The sequence below is a fragment of the Parapedobacter flavus genome (assembly GCF_035818675.1).
Lineage (GTDB): Bacteria > Bacteroidota > Bacteroidia > Sphingobacteriales > Sphingobacteriaceae > Parapedobacter > Parapedobacter flavus.
Genome location: NZ_JAYKZZ010000017.1, coordinates 159913 through 177082 on the forward strand (window position 1 = coordinate 159913; position 17170 = coordinate 177082).

The following is a 17170-nucleotide window of genomic DNA, read 5'->3' on the forward strand; positions in this document are numbered from 1 at the left end:
GTTAACGTTAGTAATACATGCATTTATATATTCGCCCACCCGCTGGCCAAGACATCCACCAGATGCAAGGTCTTGACAGGTAAATTGTGCTTGTCGATATACCCTTGCAAGTGGAGCAGACAGGAGGAATCGGTGGAAATGATAAAATCGGCTTCCATCTCCAACGCGTGGTGCACTTTCTGCTCGGCCATGGCGCTCGAGATTGCATCGAACTTAACGGCAAATGTACCGCCGAAGCCACAGCACGTATCGGTATGCCGCATTTCCACCAGCTCCAACCCTCCTACATTACCCAGCAGCTGCCGCGGTTCATCTTTGATGCGGCACTCACGAAGCCCCGAACAGGAGTCGTGGTATACCGCACGCCCCTCTAATTCAGCGCCAAAGTAATCCTTTTTCAATACGTTCACAAGAAAATCGGATAGCTCGTGGATGTTTCCTTGGATAGACCGGCACCGGTTATGCACCATTGTATTTGTAAACAAGTCGTTGTATGCGTTCTTCACCATGCCCGTGCACGATGCCGAGGGCGACACGATTACGCGGTCGTCAGGGAAATCATGCAGAAATTTGGTGCCGACTTTTTTGGCTTCGTCCCAAAAGCCCGCATTGTAAGCCGGCTGCCCACAGCACGTCTGTTCGGGGTTGTATGCCACCTTGCACCCCGCTTTCTCCAATACCTTTACGGTATGGAAGGCCGTTTCGGGAAACAGTTGATCGATAAAACAGGGGATGAATAATTCAACGGTCATGCGGTGGTGGCTTTTTTCAATATCAACATCCTAAACAATAGCACCAGTCCCATTACAAAAAACAGGCCCAAACTCAATGCCGAGTACCGGATATTATTGGTCATCTGCTCGATGAGGGCAAACGAAAACAATCCGATGACGATAGCAACCTTCTCCGTAACATCGTAAAAACTGAAAAAGGAGGCCGTATCGGCCTCGTCGGTAGGCAGAAGTTTGGAATAAGTGGAACGCGAGAGTGACTGTATCCCTCCCATCACCAATCCAACGAGCGCTGCCAACACATAAAACTGCACCTCGTGTTGGATATAATACGCCGAGACGCATATCCCGATCCACACACAGACCACCAGCATCAGTACCCTTATGTTTCCGACAAAGCGTGCCAGCAGCGACATGAGGTACGCACCCGCTATCGCCACCAATTGGATCAGCAAGATGGTGCCAATCAGCTTGGGAGCCCCCAGATGCAGCACCTTTTCACCAAATGCCGCCGCCACAATCATCACGGTCTGCACACCCATGGCATAAAAGAAAAAGGCGGGCAGGAACCGTTTAATCTCCGGAATCTCCCGCAGCCGCATCCACACATCGCGAAGTTCGGCAAACCCTTTGCGCAGCACATGCCGCGTTACGCGTTCATTATTCCGCGTGTCTTTCGGCAGCTTCGCGAAGGGTATCTGTGCGAACCCGATCCACCACAGGCCGACCAACAGAAACGACAACCGCGGCGGAAAACTGGGGTCGGTGATGCCGAACCACTCGGGTTTGAGTATAAATACAAAGCAAATAATCTGGATGGTTACACAACCGATATAGCCGTAGGCAAAACCCTGCGCGCTTACCCGGTCCTGTTGGTCTACGGTAGCTATCTGCGGCAGGTACGAGTTGTTGAACAGCACCCCGCCCACATAGCCCATGGCCGCCAGGGTGAAACAAATGATTCCCCACTCCAGCGTTTCCAGCTTAAAGAAAAACAACCCCATGCAGGCTATGCCCCCTAGGTACGTAAACGCCATCATAAATGCTTTTTTGTTGCCTTTGAAATCGGCTACCGACGACAATATGGGAAGCATCAAAGCCATAATAAGGTAAGCGACAGACAGCGCGAAGCTGGATAATGCGGTGTTGACCACCTCTATACCGAAAAAAGTGACACGATCGCCGTTGGCTTCGGTAAAGGTAATGGCGGTATAATAAGCCGGGAATATGGTCGAGGTGATAACCAGGTTATAAGCCGAGTTGGCCCAATCAAACATGGCCCACGCCCGTATGGTGGGTTTATCGTTTTTAAGTATTGCCATTCTAAGTTTGAGCAGGCTAAGATAGAAAATAAAAAAACTTCTAGTTGGGTAAGTAGATTGTTTTCTGCTGCGCTGCGGATTTCATTGCCGCCTCGAGGATTTCTACCGTAACGATGTTGATGGGCAGCCCGTATAGATCGGAATGATCCAACACCAGCGAACCGTTCACCACCGCCGCCAATACCGAGAACGGATCGTTGAATGGTGCCTCCCTCGGTCTCAATTTGCGTGTTTCCTCCGCAGCGTTGTCACGCTGCAGACGGTAGCGGAGGGTTGTCGCATCAGTGGCAATCGCATAACCCTGGGTTCCGTAAACTTCCATATCCTTCCGCGAAAACGGCCAATTCCACGAGGCTTGGATAACCGCCTGTGCTCTGGGATACTGGAGAATAATGGTCGCCTCGTCATCCACTTCCTGGTAGATATCGGGTTTGTTTTGATGGATAACAGCGGTTACCGAAAGCGGCCGGACGCCATCCATCAACCAGGTCATCAAGTTGGCGCCATAACACCCGAAATCGACCAGGGCCCCTGCCCCGTTCTTTTCGGGGTCAGTTAATATTTCCAAAAACTCCTTGCTCACACCGATTTCTTTGGGTCCTTGATGTCCATCATTGACCATCACTTTCCGTATGGCACCTAACCGGCCATCGTCGAGCATCGATTTAATCGCTTGGTTACTTTCATACCAGGAGGTCTCGAAATTCGTCAGTACGTGGATCTCGTGTTGGTCGGCCAATTGCGCCATTTCCTTTGCATCGGCGAGTGTGGTGGCCAACGGCTTTTCAACCATCACATGGATTTTCCGCGGCGCGCAGGCCCGCACCACGTCCACATGTTCGCTGATGGCACCAAAAGCGGATACCGCATCGGGCTTGAGCGTATCCAGCATCGCGTCCAAATCGGTAAAGAACATCGCTTCGTCAAGTTCGTACCGCTGCACATAACGTGCTATCAATTCGGGGTTGGTTTCATAGATGCCGACCAATTGGACATCATGCTTGTCTTTTCTATTGAAAATCCAGTCGACATGTCCATGGCTTAATCCCGCTATCGCCAGTCGCAAGGGAGCCTGCGCGATAGACGCCTGGGTGAATAGGCTAAATACAATACCTAAGAGGATATATTTCATCATTTTTCTCATCTAGCAATGACAAAGGTAATGATTATAACAAACCGGCAAACCTACTATATAGGCTGCCGGTTTGTGCCGCTGCGTGTAGCGGGCGTTGGCTACCGCACTACACAACTTCCACAGCGTATGCTTTCGTGATGAAGCTATATCACATGTCGTCCTACTCGAATGACATGTTATGTTACGCACCGATTTTATACATTAGACATCAAATAGTGGTTCTTGGCGGTTATCCCAAAAACAGATCACCGTTACAACTCGACCATCAACTTTATAAAGAATGGAACAGTTTTTATGTACGATGCATTTCCTGACTTGGGTCTCCTCAATAGCCACCGGATAAAGGAGGGGAGTCTTGCTCAACGTATCCAACGCTTTGGAGACACGTCGTTCAAACTTCAATACAAAGCGCTCGCCCCAACGCTCCATTAATTGTGATGACAGGGCATCGTACGTATCTTCCGATTCAGGAGTAAAGCGGAGTTTGTACGGCATGAGGTTAGTTTCGTTTTAGGTTCGAGCTAGCTTATTAAACTTATCGTTTCAAAAAATGTTTGTCCTTGAATGCATCCAATCCAATGGTCTTGCCTTGGGCCGCTTGTCCGATTCCCCTATCGATACTGACCATCACATGATCTGGCAATGTATTAGACTGCGGTTCGAAAGGAACCTTCAATGCCTTCAAAACCGTTTTAACGGTCTTGAGTTGTTCGGCATTTTCCGGATGGATCATAATCGCTTCCATATTCGTTTGCTTTATGACAAATGTACGGAAATTAAAATCTTATTCTCCAATCAATCTAATTTCTCGTTTTGGCAACTGGCTGCACTGCCAACGAGAACTTACAATTGCCACAGACTTTCCGTACCTTTGATGCTCGAAAATAAAGCATGAAACGCATTAAAACCCTACTGTTACTAAGCACGTTTGCTTTAGGCACCTTATGTTTACGCTGTACAGGCAACAGCGGCGGTGGCGTGGACAATAATGCCGCTGGCCAAAAAGGGCAACCGATACCGACAGAGAAAAGTACATTTTACATCGATACGCTATACGCCGAGCTCGATAACCCGTGGGGCATGGCGTGGCTACCGGATGGCAAGCTGTTGGTAACCGAGCGGAAGGGCGAAATTCTCGTGTTCGAAAACGATCGGTTTACCGGCGAGCAACTAGCCGGGTTGCCGGAGGCTTACGAACGCGGCCAGGGTGGGTTGCTCGACATCCAACCCCACCCCAACTACGCCACAAACGGGTGGATCTATGCCACCTACGCTAAGCCCGGGCCGGGAGGCGGCAGCACCACCTTGGTTCGATTCCGCTTAGCAGGTAACGAAATCGCCGACCTGGAAACGCTATACCAAACCACGCCGCTATCTACTGCCGGCGTACATTTCGGCAGTCGCATTGTTTTCGACAACGCCGGGTTCTTGTATTTCAGCACCGGCGAGCGCGGCGTTAAAGAAAATGCACAGGATTTGACAAACGACCTAGGCAAAATCCACCGACTACACGATGACGGCCGCATACCCGCCGACAATCCGTTTACAGATACCCCCGACGCTCGGTCGAGCATTTGGTCTTACGGGCACCGAAATGTACAGGGAATGGCGTACGACAGCACAAACAACATCATCTACGCCACCGAGCACGGGCCGCGGGGAGGCGACGAGCTCAACCTCATCGAGCGCGGCAAAAACTACGGCTGGCCGATCATCACCTACGGCATCGATTATAGTGGCGCCATCATCTCGGACCTCACGGAAAAAGAAGGCATGGAGCAACCCATCCACTATTGGACGCCATCCATCGCTACCTGCGGGTTGCTGTTTTATACCGGCGATAAATTCCCGGCGTGGCAGGGCAACCTGTTTGCTGGTGCGCTGGCACTAACGCATGTTGCGCGCGTGGAGCTTAGCAACGGTCATTACGTCCATGAGGAAAAACTGCTCCAAGGCATCGGTCGCGTACGGCACATCGCGCAAAGCGCCGACGGCTATATCTACATACTTACCGAAGGCCCGGGCATGCTGCTCAAACTGATTCCTGCGGAATAGACAACGATTATCAAAAACTGCGTATCTTTGCTATCATGAACGTCGACAAATTGCTTAGCCGGGCCCTGAATTTTGAGTTTCTCTCGATCGACGAAGGCGTGTACTTATACCACCACGCCCCCATCGCCGACTTATCATATGTGGCCAATACCCTTCGGAAGATACAAGTGCCCCACGGTAAGGTCACCTGGCAGATCGACCGGAATGTGAATACCACCAACGTGTGCATTGCTAACTGCAAATTCTGCAATTTTTTCCGCAGGCCTGGCCACGAGGACAGCTATATCACCGATATCGACACCTACAAGCGCAAAATCGAGGAAACCTTCCGCTATGGTGGCGACCAGTTGCTGCTGCAGGGCGGGCATCACCCCGAGCTGGGCCTGGCGTTCTATGCCGATCTGTTCCGGGAGCTGAAAATGCTATACCCACAGCTGAAGCTGCACGCGCTTGGCCCCCCTGAAATCGCGCACGTTGCCAAACTGGAAGGCTTGCCCCACATCGAGGTGCTCCGCACACTCAAAGAAGCCGGCTTGGATTCCCTGCCGGGTGCAGGAGCGGAAATATTGAACGACCGCGTACGACGGCTTATCTCGAAAGGGAAATGTGGTGGAAAGGAATGGCTCGACGTGATGCGTGCCGCACATCAGGTGAACCTGCCCACATCGGCAACCATGATGTTTGGCCACATCGAAACCATCGAAGAACGGTTCGAACACCTCGCATGGATACGGGAAGTACAGGCCGAACGGCCGGATGGCGCCCATGGCTTCATCGCTTTCATCCCCTGGCCGTTCCAAGACGATGGCACGTTGCTCAAACGCCTGCGGGGCATCACCAACGACGTGTCTGGCGACGAATACATCCGCATGATTGCGCTAAGCCGCATTATGTTGCCGAACATCAAAAACATACAGGCTTCGTGGCTCACCGTGGGTAAAAGCGTCGCGCAGTTATGTCTGCATGCCGGGGCTAACGACTTCGGGTCGATCATGATCGAGGAGAATGTGGTCTCCGCCGCAGGGGCGCCGCATCGGTTCACATCCAAATCGATACAGGATGCCATCCGTACCGCCGGTTTTGAGCCGCAGCTCCGCACGCAGAAGTATGAATTCAGGGAAATACCCGAAACCATAGAAGAGCAGGTCATCGACTATTAAATGGACGTGGAACATCGCGAACAGCTGACTCGGCAAGTGGAAGCACTCATCTATGCTTCTGAAATGGGTATCGGCATCCCCGAAATCCAGCAGGTGCTCGCTGCACGATACGAAACGGAAATCGACGAAGAAACCGTCATCGAAATACTCCATACCGTTAAAGAACGCTATCTACAGGATGACCGGGTCCTTGAATTGCGGTGTATCAACAACGGCTATCAGTTTCTCACCAAACCGGCGTATTACGACACCATCAACCAGCTCCAGGCACATCGTTCAAAAAAGAAGCTCAGCCCGGCAGCGCTTGAAACCCTGGCCATCATTGCCTACCGACAGCCCATCACCAAGTTAGAAATCGAACAGATCCGTGGCGTCAATTGCGATTATTCCGTGCACCGTTTGCTCGAAAAGGAATTGATTAGGATTGCGGGTAAGGCTGATGCGCTGGGTAAACCTCTATTATACGCCACGAGCGATCTGTTTATGGACCATTTCGGGATAGCGACAACAGCCGACTTACCAAAACTGAAAGACATCGTACAGGAAGAAAATGCCATCGGTGAAACAGGCGATTAACCCGTCGATTTATTTTTTCAAATAATATGCTTTGAATTAAAATCTTGCTATTTTTATCCTATAAATAATACAGTATCTATTTACATGATTATGGAAACGCCAATGATGCATGACACGGATTTAGCGATATTGGAAGACGACATGCTGGTCGCGCTGGACACGGGCCCTGATGACGACGGGGATTCCGAGGATCTTTTCGATGATGAGGACGATGATTTCGAATTGGACGAATTGGACTCGTTGGAAGAGTTTGACGACGACTTCGATGACGATGATTACTAGCTAAACACCCTCATATTTGAAGAAACCCCTTACCCAACAACGTAACCAGCTGGATAGCTAGAACGAACAACCGTATAATCAAGCCCGATTCATACCGACCGGTTTTGCGCCGCGAGATGGATGGGCTTTTTATGCCCTTATGCCAACGTCTTTTTGTGCAGCTGCTCGTACAGGTCGATGACCTTCTTCTGCAGCTCGATAACCGCTGCGTCGCGTTCCTCCAGCTTCTGCTTCAGCGCCGACAATTCTGCCGTATGCTTCTTTTCCTCCTCCGAGTCTGTTGCTGCCAGCAACTGAACGATGGTCAGATCGAAAAGACGGGATATCTGATCCAAACGAGACAGATTAACGTCGGTAATGCCGGTCTCTATTTTCGAAAATGCGGGGATGGATATATCCAGCCGTTTGGCGACATCTTCCTGGCTCCACCCTCTCTGGTGTCGCAAAAGTCTGATTTTTTTTCCTAATGTATTCATTGGTAAGATGATATAAAGAAGATTGGAGTCTAATATAACTAAATTTATGATTTATATAAAAATTTATCAGCAAAATTAACAAGATTGATGCCACCGTAATTCCCCGAGCTCATAAACAGCAGGTTTTTCCCGGCGGGCGATAGATCATCCAGGTATGCCTTCATCCGGTCGATACCGTTCAGATAAACAAGGTCGGGCTGGTTGAACGCTTGTTTCAACGTCGCTTCAGAAATCGATTCGGCATTCCGCTGCTTCAGCGCCTCCTGATTGATGAATACCGCCGGGTACTCCGCCTCCTGCATCGTATCTCGATACTCATTCAGGTAAGCTTCATTCAGGCTACTGTAGGTGTGCAGTTCAATGATGGCTACCAATGCTTTGGTGGGGAACTGCTCCTTAAGCGCATGGATACTGGCCCGCAGCTTGGCCGGTGTATGCGCAAAATCTTGATAGACGACGCTGTCGTTGTCGCTCGCTACATACTCCAACCGGCGTGTTGCGCCCTTGAACTGCCTAATGGCTGCATAAAAATCGTCGCGTTCAACGCCCAGCCACTCACAAACGGTAAACGCTGCCGCTATATTAGACAGGTTGTGCCGCCCGAAAACCTGCAGGGGCACCTCACCGATATGGGTATGCATGGACGTGATTCCTTTGTTGATGGTGTATTCGGGCGTACGATAGCCATGCTTGTTGATTTTAGACTGATCCTCCAGCACCACTTCCTGCAGCGTTTTATCCTCCTTGTTATATACCAAGGTGCCTTTGGGTTCAATGCTCTTGATGAACAACCGGAACTGATCCACATAATTTTCAAACGTAGGGAACGCATTCACGTGGTCCCACGCTACGCCGCTGATGAGCGCGATATGAGGCTTGTAGAGGAGGAACTTCGGCTGCTGGTCAACAGCAGAGGCCAAGTACTCGTCGCCTTCAATGATGATGATCGGCGCATCTTTCGTCAGCCGAACCATGTGGTCGAAGTCGTCGAGTTTTGCACCGACCAGAAAATCAAAGTCGCGCCCGATGGACTGGAGTACATGCATGATCATGCTCGTAATCGTGGTCTTCCCGTGACTACCCCCTATCACTACCCGGGTTTTCTCTGCCGCTTGCTCGTAGATGAACTCCGGGTAGGAATAGATACGTATACCCAGTTCTTGGGCTTTCTGCAATTCCGGATTATCTTCCTTCGCATGCATCCCCAGCACCACGGCGTCAATATCTTCCGTAATGCGCGCAGGGTCCCAACCGTCTTCCGGTAACAGGCCCTCCTTCTCGAGGTTGGTACGTGACGGCTCGTAGATATGATCGTCTGAACCGCTAACGAGAAAACCTTTTTTCGCCAGCGCTATCGCGAGGTTGTGCATAATGCTACCACCAATGGCTATGAAATGTACCCGCATACCTATTCTTCTTTTATAAACAACGCCGCCGCCCAGCTATCCATCGTTTCATGGCCGGCATATACCAAACGGTGCTTCACCGCAGCTTCTTTCAACACACCCAGGTCATGCCCATCATAAAAGCCACTCATGTACAACACACCGCCCCGCCCCAATGACCCGGCATAATCTTCAAGCTGTTCCAACAGGATGTTGCGGTTGATATTCGCCAGAATCACATCAAACCGGCGCCCACGTATGAAGTCTGACGAACCGCACCCTGTCGCGATGTGCGGCACACCGTTCCTGATTTTATTTTCTTCCACACTGGCTACGCACACCGGGTCGTTGTCTATGGCTAACACCTGCTCCGCCCCCAATTTGGCGGCCAATATGGCGAGGATACCGGTGCCGCAGCCCATATCCAACACCTTTTTACCCGCAAGTGTTTCCGCCAACATTTGGCGCATCATCAACGAGGTCGTCTGGTGATGACCGGTACCAAATGCCATTTTAGGGTCGATAACGATTTCGTAGGGGTATTCGGGTGCCGCGGGATGGAAAGTAGCTCTTACATAGCATTGGTCGGCCACAACGACCGGTTCGAAATTGCGCTCCCAAACGTTATTCCAGTTCTGCGGCTCAATCTCATTGACCACGTATGATACTTCAAAGCCAATAGGCTGATGGATCAGCATCGACTCCAATGCCGAGCGGTCGAGCTGCTCCGATGCGATGTATGCCGCAAACCCACCATCACGGGTTTCGAACGTATCGAAACCCAAATCGCCAAGGTCGCTTATCAGGATGTCCTGATGCCAATCTTCACCACCTGTGCAGGAAAAAACGACTTCACTGTATCTCATTATGGATGGGTATCAACGATTGAATACTTTGGCGATGTCGATGAAATCGCGGGATTTTAAAGACGCCCCTCCAATGAGCCCGCCATCAATGTCGTCCTGTGCAAACAGTTCGGGTGCATTTTTGGGGTTGCAGCTCCCGCCATAGAGGATGGTGGTGCCGTTGGCCGCGTCTTGGTTATAGTGGCTGGCCACCTCATTGCGGATAAAAGCGTGCACTTCCTGTGCCTGCTCCGGCGTAGCGGTAAGCCCGGTTCCGATAGCCCACACGGGCTCATAGGCAAGGACAACGCGATCGAAGTCGGCATCTGCCAAATGAAAAATACCTTTTTCCAATTGGGTACGTATCACATCGAAATAGCGGTCGGATTCGCGTTCCTCCTGTGTTTCGCCAATACAGAAGATGGGCGTAAGGCCGTGCTTCAATGCCGCATCCACCTTTTTGCTGAGCAAAACATCATCTTCCTGGAAATACGCGCGCCGCTCCGAGTGCCCCAAGATCACATAGGTTGCACCCGTAGACTTCAGCTGCGACGCCGATATCTCACCGGTATACGCGCCCGACTCCTGGAAATAAATGTTCTGCCCACCAATGGCTACGCGCGATGTGCTACCGGCCAATTGGGCGAGACCATGGAGGTGGATAAACGGTGCGCAGACCACTACGCCTTGCTCGCCGATCAGCTCGTCGTTAGCCATATTCACAATTTCAGAAAAAAGACTGACGCCCTGTTGGTAGTCGAGGTTCATTTTCCAGTTTCCGGCAACAATTTTCTTTCGTATCATATTCATATCATTATCGTGTAACAGTGTTTAACATTCGTTCTTAATCCCGTCTGTATTTCCGTGTCCGCTCAAATACAGCTGTTAGTAGGCGTCTTTCCACCGCATCAAGTCGGAGGTTACGCCGTTCATAGACAGCTTCCATTGTTTCCATAAACTTCTCCAACCGATAGGTCGAAAAACCGGCGCCACCACCCCAGGAGAAATCGGGAACAAACCGTGGAGCCATGCCCGTGGTATACACATTTGCTCCCACCCCCACTACCGTACCGGTATTGAACGCGGTATTGATGGCGCACCGTACGTGGTCGGCCATCACCATACCGCAAAACTGCAAGCCAGTGTCCCGGTATCCGTCTTGGCTATAATCATATAAACACACGGATTTATAATTGTTCTTTAAATTCGAATTATTCGTGTCGGCCCCCCAGTTGCAACCCTCCCCCAGCACCGAACTTCCGAGGTAGCCATCGTGTCCCTTATTAGACCGCCCCCAGATCACGCAGGTGTTGAGCTCTCCGCCCACCCGCGAGTGGGGGCCCACCGATACGTTGCTGTAAATCCGGGTTCCCATTTTCACCTGTGCGCTTTCGCCCAATGCAAATGCGCCCCTGATCATGCTACCTTCCCAGACTTCGCTGTTTTTGCCTAAATAGATGGCGCCCCTGGTGCTGTTAAACGTAGCACATTCCGCCTGGGCACCTTCTTCGGCAAAAAATCGATCACCAATGAAACGGTTGCTTTCGGATAATATTGCCGACTTCCGCCCTGTGGTGAGCAAATCGAAATCCAGTTCGATCTGTTCGCCGTTTTTCAAGAAAATATCTTCGGGGTGGTTGATCACTACCACGGGATGGTGATGGTGTATGGGGGCATAGTCGGCCGGATTGGGCAGCTCGCCGTATTGCAGCGCTTCTGCAGCCGTACGCAAAGCAACAACCTCATCTCCGCACCACAATGCTTCGCCCGTGCGCAATGCCCGCGCCGCATCGACCAGGTGGCGGTCGGGACAGCAGTTACCCCGCACAAGCATGATATCACCACTCAGGTGGCCCAGGCTATACTTCTCCTGCAGGTAGTCTTCCGTAAGAAATGAATAAGGAGCCCCCAACCACTTTGCCCATTTCTCGGCGATGGTGAGTATGCCCACTCGCAAATCGGCCACGGGACGCGTCAGCGCCAATGGATAAAGCCCTACCCGCCATTCCGCCTTGTCAAATAAAACGATATGCATAGGTTTCCATTTAGAACGGCTAAAATAAAAAAGTCCCGATAAAATATCGGGACTAATATTTTTTTACCAGTTGTCCGGTTACTTTTTGTTGTAACGGCTACGGAATTTGTCAATACGGCCTGCGGTATCAACCAATTTCATTTTTCCGGTATAGAATGGGTGGGAAGTGTGCGAAATTTCAAGCTTCACCAATGGATATTCATTTCCATCCTCCCACTGAGTGGTTTCTTTGGCCTCAATGCATGATTTCGTTACAAACGAGTAATCATTTGACATGTCCTTGAAAACCACCAATCTGTAATTCGTTGGATGCAAGTCTTTCTTCATTTTATCTTCGTGTTACTTTATTCCTAAATGAGGTCGCAAAGATAAGTTATTAGAATTTAATTTCCAACAATACTTCGCTTAATCCTCAGCTATTTTGCCGCGCCAAGCTTATTGGAACACCAATTCACCGAAATACTGGGGCAGGTGGAAATTGGGAGTAGGGTTATCGATGGGATTCCATGCCACGTAATGCGGTTCGGGCAGGTCATCCCCGCACTTATAGAAATTGCCGGTGCAACGCATGCCCGCCAGCGACCTGATGGTATGGGCTTCAAATACGGCCAGCGGGATATGAAGCAGCAGCCGCCATTCCGTATCTCCGTTTTCCAACGATTCCGTGGCTATGCTGCTAGTTGTTTTCACCTGTTCAATCGTTTCCCGTGGCAAACGCTTCCGCTCATTTCTCTGCGCCGAACCATAACCGATCAGTCCGGTCCCTATGCAATTGAACTCCAGGTTGTAATAATTCGACCCATCTAACGAAAAAAAGAACTCCACGCAACTGTCTTTATACACCGGGTCGTTCGTATCGCGGTAAACTGCTTTGACATGCTTTTCCTGCACCTCAAAAAACAGCAGGATACCCACTGCGGTGTGGGCCATCTTAAAATGTACCGAAGGGCGGTAAGGGAACGCCTTCCAAGGCACCTCCGTTAGCTCGGTTGCTCCCAAAGGAGCCATATTGGCCAGCAACTCCTCGGCTGTTGTATGGGGGGTAACGCCCCCTAAGAAAGGAATGGTCTTCGTCTTCATTGGCATTTATTTTATCCGGCTGTTCGCTATCACTGGTACCATTCGGCCACACGCGATACGATAGCCCGCAACTCCGTTTCGTGGGCCTCGAGTTCGCTTACCAGCTTAAGCTGTGCACACGTGCGTTGCAGATTATGGTCGGCATGTTGCACTTTATAATAATGGTCGCCTTCCAAAAAGTCGGTAAGGAACCGCACCGCCTGCATATAGGGGAATAACAGTACCCCTTCCATCAACGAGGCAACCTCGGCCGCGGTAAGGAAATAATGGGCTTCCTCGAAATAACCTTCTGCATAGGCCTCAAATAGGGGGATATTCAGCTGCACATTATCCAGATCGGCCTCATCCTCCGCAGCGCGGTTAATGATGGTCCGTATGGCATCCCCAAAGTCGTATGCCACGTACCCCGGCATTACCGTATCCAGGTCAATCACACATTGCGCGCGGTCATTGGCATCCAGCAACACGTTGTTGAATTTGGTGTCGTTGTGTGTAATCCGCACAGGCAATCGGCCCTGGGCCGCCAAGTCCAAAATGGTGTGCATGCGCTGTTCCCGTGCTTTGATAAAAGACAGTTCCGGCTGCACCCGTTCAACACGGCCTGCGGTGTCTGCGGCCACCGCGCGACCAAGCTGGGCCAGTCGATTGCCGATATGGTGGAAATCGGGCAGTACTTCGTGGATGAGCCCCACATCCAGATCGACCAGCATCCGCTGAAATTGCCCGAACGCCCGGCCACCTTCCAGCGCCTGCTGCGGGTTCTCCACGATATCATAGCTTCGCGTTCCATCCAACAAGATAAACATCCGCCAGAAATTATGTTGCTCGTCCCGATAATACGGTTCGTTATCCGTAGTCGGTATCAGCGTCAGCACACGGCTGTCAAGGCGGTGGCTTCCCTTGGCTTCCAACGCGTAACGCGCCCTCAAATGACCGGTTACCCGCTGGATATTATCCATCACCGCTGCAACGTCTTTGAAAACATGATGGTTCACCCGCTGCAGCAGGTATTGCTTCCCCCCCGGTTTGTCGGTTGCCACCCGGAAGGTATCGTTGATGTGCCCCGACCCAAATGCGGAGACATTTACCACCTTACCTTCCATATCAAATTCACTGGCCAATAAGGCTAATTGCGCTGGATTAAAATCGTTCATAAAAAGGAAAACCAGTATCTTCTACTTAACTGAGGTGCAATATGCAAATTAGCCTACGAATAACCATATCATTTCACCAAACAATCGTTTGCGCTATTTACCATTTATTTACCGGGCATAAAAAAGCCCCCGAAATTTTCATTCCGAGGGGCCTACGTGTGATTTATTAAACGATCAAACCAAAGAAGTAGATTCCATTATTATCGGTGAAGCATCCAACACATCCTTGCTCACCTCCGTTCCATACCGCTTGAAATTATCGATGAAGCGCCCGGCCAGCTGGTTGGCTTTTGCATAATAGGCATTCTCATCTGCCCACAATTGCACGGGGTCAAGTACCGCGTCGGGCACATCGGGGCAGCTCGTTGGATACCGGAGCCCAAACACCGGATGGGTGTGGAACGTGGCTTCCTTCAGCACGCCCGTCAAAGCGGCTTTGATAATGGATCGCGTATAAGCCAGTTTAATCCGGCGACCTACACCGTATGGACCGGCTATCCACCCGGTATTGACCAACCATACATTGATGGCACTGCCCGACAAGCGCTCTCGCAGCAGCTCAGCATATTGCGCCGGGTGCAAGGGCAGGAAGGCTTCGCCGAAGCAGGCCGAAAAGACTGCCTTGGGTTCCTTCACTCCCTCCTCGGTTCCCGCCACTTTAGCCGTATAGCCCGACATGAAGTGGTACATGGCCTGCGTGGTAGACAGCAACGACACGGGCGGGAGTACCCCGAAAGCATCGGCGGTAAGGAAGAAAATATCTTTGGGCGCCGATGTTTGGCCGAGCGTCACGCTGCCCATGATATGGTCTATCGGATAGGCCACACGGGTATTTTCCGTTTTAGACACGTCTTCATAATCCGGCAAGCGCGTACCTGGAACATAACGGATATTCTCTACCAGCGCACCGAAACGCACAGCATTAAAGATCTCTGGCTCCTTGCTTTCATCCAATCCGACACATTTGGCATAACATCCGCCTTCAAAATTAAAAATACCATGGTCGCTCCAGCCGTGTTCATCGTCGCCCACCAACATTCGGCTTTTGTCGGCCGACAGCGTTGTTTTGCCTGTCCCCGACAATCCGAAAAACAGGGCGGTGTGCCCCCGGGTATCCGTGTTTGCCGCACAGTGCATGGAAAGCACCTGCTTTTGCAGCGGCAGTATAAAATTCATGACGGAGAAGATGCCCTTTTTAATTTCCCCCGTGTAGCCCGTTCCGGCAATCAACACAACTTGCTGCGTAAAATTGATGATCACGAAATTGGGATGGTGCAGCCCATAACGTTCGGGATCAGCACAGGTGTAACCGGGAGCCGCAAGGATAGACCATTCCGGCCGTGACGCCGGATCGGGCGATGTTGGCCGGATAAAGAGATTATTGACGAACACGCTTTGGTAGGCCGTTTCGGTCACGGTCCGGATCCCTATACTGTACGACGGGTCGGCACCCGCAATAGCGTCGCGCACGAAAATCTCCTTATCGCTTAAATAGGTTCCGACTTCCTGAAACAGGTGGGCAAACGATTCGGTTGATATCGGCTGGTTGATGTCGCTCCACCACACGGCATCTTCCGTCAATGGGTCGGCCACAATGAAGCGATCGTAAGGTGTCCGGCCGGTAAAGCGGCCGGTGTCTGCAGCTAATGCGCCCGACGCCGACAGGCTTCCTTCCCCGGTGAGAACGGCATGCTCAACCAGCTCCGCCACGCTTTGTTGATAGTGTACCTTTTCACTGTTCCCGATAAAAAGGTAATCCAGCTCTGGAATAGCTTTTTTTGAAGCATTCATGGCAATAATTCTATATGTGTATTGATTCAACGCGACAAATGTAGAAATTAAATAATCATATTATAAAGTAAAATTACCTGAAAATCAGCTTTTTGTAAATTATACACTAAGTCAACATACTGTATATCAATACTGTTTATCGTTTTAGCTTACTTATATAAAATAATATTGGTTTATTATGCGGAAACGTTTTACAAGATTGAGCAAGCTTTTTTGCGCTTTAGTGACATAGTTTTGCAGGTATTCTTTACCTTTATCCATTGACCAACAACGGCAATAGACGACTATGGAACTGTATCCCATTGACACTGGATTATTTAAGCTCGACGGTGGCGCCATGTTCGGCGTTGTACCCAAATCAATCTGGCAACGCACCAACCCTGCCGACGACCGGAACATGTGCACCTGGGCGGCGCGCCTCCTACTGATCAAGGAAGGCGAGCGGCTTACCCTGGTTGACACCGGCTTGGGCAATAAACAAAGTGAGAAGTTTTTCAGCCATTATTACCGCCACGGCGAAGACACCCTGGATAGCTCGCTGGCCAAGCACGGGTTCCACCGGGACGACATTACCGACGTGTTTCTTACACACCTCCATTTCGACCACGTGGGGGGCGCCATTACGCACGAGGCGAACCGCCTGGTGCCGGCATTCAAGAACGCCACCTATTGGAGCAATAAACAGCACTGGGATAGTGCGCTTTTCCCCAACCATCGCGAAAAAGCTTCTTTCCTGCAGGAAAACATCATACCGCTTTACGAGAGTGGGCAGCTGCGATACATCGACGTGGAAGACGGGGTTCGGTTTTCCGACAACATCACGGTCCGCTTCGCATATGGACACACCGATGCCATGATGCTCCCGCAGATCAACTATAACGGAAGGACGTTGCTATACATGGCCGACCTCCTACCTTCCGCCAGCCACATCCCCCTCCCCTATGTGATGAGCTACGACGTGCAGCCGCTCATTACCATGGAAGAGCGCAAAAACTATTGGCAGGAATCCATAGACAATGATTACGCACTCTTTTTAGAGCACGACCCCGTTAACGAGTGCTGCACCATCCAGCTGACGGACAAAGGGTACCGGCTGAAGGAGACCTTTTCGCTGCAGGATTGGCTGGATGGGCGTAAATAAGC

The 17170-nt window shown here is 50.9% G+C and carries 19 protein-coding genes; 5 read left to right on the forward strand and 14 right to left on the reverse strand.

All coding sequences use genetic code 11. The features are described 5' to 3' along the window. Positions 1–23 precede the first annotated feature (23 nt). The 5 genes from U9S71_RS15090 to U9S71_RS15110 form a co-directional block, all read right to left on the reverse strand. The gene (locus tag U9S71_RS15090; protein ID WP_326328395.1) at positions 24–752 is read right to left on the reverse strand and encodes a (Fe-S)-binding protein; all 729 of its coding nucleotides are present in this window, start codon (positions 750–752) and stop codon (positions 24–26) included. Then, positions 749–2053: an MFS transporter gene (locus U9S71_RS15095; protein ID WP_326328396.1), complete on the reverse strand. Its 1305-nt coding sequence runs from the start codon at positions 2051–2053 to the stop codon at positions 749–751. The genes U9S71_RS15090 and U9S71_RS15095 overlap by 4 nt, the downstream gene beginning before the upstream one ends. 40 nt (positions 2054–2093) lie before the next feature. Further along, positions 2094–3188, reverse strand: a complete 1095-nt coding sequence (locus U9S71_RS15100) for a Gfo/Idh/MocA family protein (protein ID WP_326328397.1) — start codon at positions 3186–3188, stop codon at positions 2094–2096. A gap of 201 nt (positions 3189–3389) precedes the next feature. Further along, positions 3390–3683 carry a type II toxin-antitoxin system RelE/ParE family toxin gene (locus U9S71_RS15105; protein ID WP_326328398.1) on the reverse strand — a complete coding sequence of 98 codons (294 nt, stop codon included), beginning with the start codon at positions 3681–3683 and terminating at the stop codon, positions 3390–3392. 40 nt (positions 3684–3723) lie between these two features. Continuing rightward, a complete protein-coding gene (locus tag U9S71_RS15110; protein ID WP_326328400.1) occupies positions 3724–3933 on the reverse strand; it encodes a DUF2683 family protein in 210 nt (69 codons plus the stop codon). Between the two features lie 146 nt (positions 3934–4079). Here U9S71_RS15110 and U9S71_RS15115 point away from each other — a divergent pair, with 146 nt between their 5' ends. From U9S71_RS15115 to U9S71_RS15130, 4 genes are all read left to right on the forward strand, one after another. After that, positions 4080–5243, forward strand: a complete 1164-nt coding sequence (locus U9S71_RS15115) for a PQQ-dependent sugar dehydrogenase (RefSeq protein ID WP_326328402.1) — start codon at positions 4080–4082, stop codon at positions 5241–5243. Positions 5244–5278: 35 nt separating this feature from the next. Continuing rightward, positions 5279–6403, forward strand: a complete 1125-nt coding sequence (gene mqnC, locus U9S71_RS15120) for a cyclic dehypoxanthinyl futalosine synthase (protein WP_326328404.1) — start codon at positions 5279–5281, stop codon at positions 6401–6403. After that, positions 6404–6979 (forward strand): SMC-Scp complex subunit ScpB, encoded by a 576-nt coding sequence (gene scpB, locus U9S71_RS15125; RefSeq protein ID WP_326328406.1) that lies wholly within the window; start codon positions 6404–6406, stop codon positions 6977–6979. It abuts the gene before it with no gap. A 102-nt stretch (positions 6980–7081) separates the two neighbouring features. After that, positions 7082–7261 (forward strand): hypothetical protein, encoded by a 180-nt coding sequence (locus tag U9S71_RS15130; protein WP_326328408.1) that lies wholly within the window; start codon positions 7082–7084, stop codon positions 7259–7261. A gap of 137 nt (positions 7262–7398) precedes the next feature. Here the strand turns inward: U9S71_RS15130 and U9S71_RS15135 are convergent, their stop codons facing one another. The 9 genes from U9S71_RS15135 to pckA form a co-directional block, all read right to left on the reverse strand. Beyond that, positions 7399–7737, reverse strand: a complete 339-nt coding sequence (locus tag U9S71_RS15135; RefSeq protein ID WP_326328410.1) for a helix-turn-helix domain-containing protein — start codon at positions 7735–7737, stop codon at positions 7399–7401. A gap of 44 nt (positions 7738–7781) precedes the next feature. Next, on the reverse strand, positions 7782–9143 hold the full coding sequence (locus U9S71_RS15140; RefSeq protein ID WP_326328411.1) for a UDP-N-acetylmuramate--L-alanine ligase: 1362 nt from the start codon (positions 9141–9143) through the stop codon (positions 7782–7784). A 2-nt stretch (positions 9144–9145) separates the two neighbouring features. Beyond that, positions 9146–9988 carry a 50S ribosomal protein L11 methyltransferase gene (gene prmA / locus U9S71_RS15145; protein ID WP_326328412.1) on the reverse strand — a complete coding sequence of 281 codons (843 nt, stop codon included), beginning with the start codon at positions 9986–9988 and terminating at the stop codon, positions 9146–9148. Between the two features lie 12 nt (positions 9989–10000). Beyond that, entirely contained in the window at positions 10001–10768 is a 768-nt protein-coding gene (tpiA, locus tag U9S71_RS15150; protein WP_326328461.1) for a triose-phosphate isomerase, read from the reverse strand. Positions 10769–10811: 43 nt separating this feature from the next. Further along, a complete protein-coding gene (locus U9S71_RS15155) occupies positions 10812–12002 on the reverse strand; it encodes a putative sugar nucleotidyl transferase (RefSeq protein ID WP_326328413.1) in 1191 nt (396 codons plus the stop codon). 78 nt (positions 12003–12080) lie between these two features. Beyond that, entirely contained in the window at positions 12081–12329 is a 249-nt protein-coding gene (locus U9S71_RS15160) for a type B 50S ribosomal protein L31 (protein ID WP_326328414.1), read from the reverse strand. Between the two features lie 108 nt (positions 12330–12437). Next, positions 12438–13082: a carbohydrate-binding family 9-like protein gene (locus U9S71_RS15165; RefSeq protein ID WP_326328415.1), complete on the reverse strand. Its 645-nt coding sequence runs from the start codon at positions 13080–13082 to the stop codon at positions 12438–12440. Between the two features lie 29 nt (positions 13083–13111). Then, positions 13112–14236: a phosphotransferase enzyme family protein gene (locus U9S71_RS15170; protein WP_326328416.1), complete on the reverse strand. Its 1125-nt coding sequence runs from the start codon at positions 14234–14236 to the stop codon at positions 13112–13114. A 174-nt stretch (positions 14237–14410) separates the two neighbouring features. Continuing rightward, entirely contained in the window at positions 14411–16027 is a 1617-nt protein-coding gene (gene pckA, locus U9S71_RS15175; RefSeq protein WP_326328417.1) for a phosphoenolpyruvate carboxykinase (ATP), read from the reverse strand. A 286-nt stretch (positions 16028–16313) separates the two neighbouring features. Between pckA and U9S71_RS15180 the strand changes: the two genes are divergently transcribed. Continuing rightward, complete coding sequence (locus tag U9S71_RS15180) at positions 16314–17168, forward strand: MBL fold metallo-hydrolase (RefSeq protein WP_326328419.1); 855 nt, start codon at positions 16314–16316, stop codon at positions 17166–17168. The last annotated feature ends 2 nt before the right edge of the window (positions 17169–17170 follow it).

Excerpts from the sequence above, each read along its gene's own strand:
- U9S71_RS15090 (WP_326328395.1), bottom strand. The coding sequence starts at position 752 with ATGACCGTTGAATTATTCATCCCCTGTTTTATCGATCAACTGTTTCCC.
- U9S71_RS15095 (WP_326328396.1), bottom strand. The coding sequence starts at position 2,053 with ATGGCAATACTTAAAAACGATAAACCCACCATACGGGCGTGGGCCATG.
- U9S71_RS15100 (WP_326328397.1), bottom strand. The coding sequence starts at position 3,188 with ATGATGAAATATATCCTCTTAGGTATTGTATTTAGCCTATTCACCCAG.
- U9S71_RS15105 (WP_326328398.1), bottom strand. The coding sequence starts at position 3,683 with ATGCCGTACAAACTCCGCTTTACTCCTGAATCGGAAGATACGTACGAT.
- U9S71_RS15110 (WP_326328400.1), bottom strand. The coding sequence starts at position 3,933 with ATGGAAGCGATTATGATCCATCCGGAAAATGCCGAACAACTCAAGACC.
- U9S71_RS15115 (WP_326328402.1), top strand. The coding sequence starts at position 4,080 with ATGAAACGCATTAAAACCCTACTGTTACTAAGCACGTTTGCTTTAGGC.
- mqnC (WP_326328404.1), top strand. The coding sequence starts at position 5,279 with ATGAACGTCGACAAATTGCTTAGCCGGGCCCTGAATTTTGAGTTTCTC.
- scpB (WP_326328406.1), top strand. The coding sequence starts at position 6,404 with ATGGACGTGGAACATCGCGAACAGCTGACTCGGCAAGTGGAAGCACTC.
- U9S71_RS15130 (WP_326328408.1), top strand. The coding sequence starts at position 7,082 with ATGATGCATGACACGGATTTAGCGATATTGGAAGACGACATGCTGGTC.
- U9S71_RS15135 (WP_326328410.1), bottom strand. The coding sequence starts at position 7,737 with ATGAATACATTAGGAAAAAAAATCAGACTTTTGCGACACCAGAGAGGG.
- U9S71_RS15140 (WP_326328411.1), bottom strand. The coding sequence starts at position 9,143 with ATGCGGGTACATTTCATAGCCATTGGTGGTAGCATTATGCACAACCTC.
- prmA (WP_326328412.1), bottom strand. The coding sequence starts at position 9,988 with ATGAGATACAGTGAAGTCGTTTTTTCCTGCACAGGTGGTGAAGATTGG.
- U9S71_RS15155 (WP_326328413.1), bottom strand. The coding sequence starts at position 12,002 with ATGCATATCGTTTTATTTGACAAGGCGGAATGGCGGGTAGGGCTTTAT.
- U9S71_RS15160 (WP_326328414.1), bottom strand. The coding sequence starts at position 12,329 with ATGAAGAAAGACTTGCATCCAACGAATTACAGATTGGTGGTTTTCAAG.
- U9S71_RS15165 (WP_326328415.1), bottom strand. The coding sequence starts at position 13,082 with ATGAAGACGAAGACCATTCCTTTCTTAGGGGGCGTTACCCCCCATACA.
- U9S71_RS15170 (WP_326328416.1), bottom strand. The coding sequence starts at position 14,236 with ATGAACGATTTTAATCCAGCGCAATTAGCCTTATTGGCCAGTGAATTT.
- pckA (WP_326328417.1), bottom strand. The coding sequence starts at position 16,027 with ATGAATGCTTCAAAAAAAGCTATTCCAGAGCTGGATTACCTTTTTATC.
- U9S71_RS15180 (WP_326328419.1), top strand. The coding sequence starts at position 16,314 with ATGGAACTGTATCCCATTGACACTGGATTATTTAAGCTCGACGGTGGC.